At 73.4% G+C, this 1,731-nt stretch carries 1 protein-coding gene; it reads right to left on the bottom strand.

Translation table 11 applies throughout. The features are described 5' to 3' along the window. Positions 1 to 1,731 (bottom strand): ATP-binding protein (locus GT030_RS09230; RefSeq protein ID WP_237522284.1); only part of this gene is annotated, 1,731 nt, incomplete at its 5' end.

Here is a 1,731-nt window from a genome sequence, read left to right as displayed (position 1 = left end):
TCATGCGGGAGGCGCGCTCCTGTCGAGGGGGCCGGGGGGCATGGGGTCCGGCTCCAGGTGGTTCGGCTCCAGAGGGGGCGACACGGTGTGGTCGGGCGCCATGGGGGTGGGAGCCATGTGGTCCGGCTCCGTGGAGGGCAGCGCCATGTGGTCTGGCTCCATGTGGGGCGGCTCCATGGGTCCAACCTCCATGGGCCCAACCTCCATGTGGCCGGCCTCCACAGGCGCGACCTCCACGTGGGGCGCCCCCAGGGGCCCGGCTCCCATGTGCGCGACAACCATGTCCTCGACGCCCATGTGGGGAGGCTCCGTATGTGTGCCCTCCATGTACGCCGTCTCCGAAGGCTTCCCTTCACCGGGCGGCACCTCCCCGAACCCCTCCCCCGCCGCCTCCAGGCTCTGCTGGGACTCCGCCAGCCCGATCCCGCGCTGGAAGGCGGCCATCAGGCCGGGGTCGTGGCCCACGACAACATCGTTGTCCTGACGCGGCACGGGCCCGCCCCGGAGTTGCGGCACGATGTGCTCCTGGGCGCGGCGGCGGGGCAGCGAGGGCCGCTCCGTAGCCAGGGCCGCCGCTCCGGCTCGCGGCGTCGGCAGCACACCCGCGTTGGCCTCCACCGCGGCCCGCTCCCCGGCGCCGATGCCGGGCACCGCCTCGGCGGGGTTGGCCCGCTGCTCCTGCGCCCCGCGCATGGGCAGGGGAGGCGGCGCGGCAGCGTCACCGCTCCCCATCCCCCGCCGAGCCACCTGCCGATGCCGCCCGGTGGCCGGAGCACCCGGTGTACTCAAAGCAGCGGCTCCCACCGCCCCGGCCACCTCGGCCCCCGGACCGGCAGCCTCCTGACCGGGCCCCGCCGCAGCTCCCTCAACCCCCGGCACAACCCCCGCCGACGCCCCCAACAGCCCCTGCGGCACGACCAGTACCGCCTGCACGCCCCCATAGATGTTGGTCTGGAGACGTACCGAAATCCCATGCCGACGGGCGAGCTGGGAGACCACGTACAGACCGATGCGGCCGTCCGCCAGCAAGCTGGCGACGTTGACCTGGTCGGGGTCGGCGAGCAGGGCGTTCATCCGGTGCTGTTCCTCGACCGGCAGCCCGAGTCCCCGGTCCTCGACCTCGATGGCGAGTCCGGAGGTCACCAGGTTGGCGCGCAGCAGGACTTGGGTCTGCGGGGCGGAGAACACCGTGGCGTTCTCGACGAGTTCGGCGAGGAGATGGATGACGTCGGCGACGGCGTGCCCGCGCAGCTCGCCCTCGACCGGCGGAACGAGCTTGACCCGTGAGTACTGTTCGACCTCGGCGATGGCGGAGCGCAGCACCTCGGTCATGTCGACGGGGTTGCTCCACTGGCGCCGGGAGACGGCGCCGCCGAGCACGGCGAGGTTCTCGGCGTGGCGGCGGATGCGGGTGGCGAGGTGGTCGACGTGGAAGAGCCCCTTGAGCAGGTCGGGGTCCTCGATCTCGTTCTCCAGCTCGTCGAGGATGGAGATCTCCCGGTGCACCAGCGACTGGAGGCGCCGGGCGAGGTTGACGAAGACCTCGAGTTTCTGTTCGTTGGCGGCCTGGCTGGAGAGCTGGGCCGCGCGGACGACGGCGGTGACGGCGCCGTCGTGCGCGCGGGCCAGGTCGGCCGCGAGGAGTTCGAAGTCGTCGGCGTCCTCGGGCGGCCGGCGGCGCGGTCTGCCGCGGGGCGGCGGCTCGCCCCGGCGCAGCGCGTCGACCAGGGC

Origin of the sequence: Streptomyces sp. SID1328, assembly GCF_009865595.1 — a bacterium.
Classification (GTDB): Bacteria; Actinomycetota; Actinomycetes; order Streptomycetales; family Streptomycetaceae; genus Streptomyces; species Streptomyces griseoluteus.
Note: the sequence above shows the minus strand (reverse complement) of the source record. Positions and strands in the feature narration are given on the sequence as shown.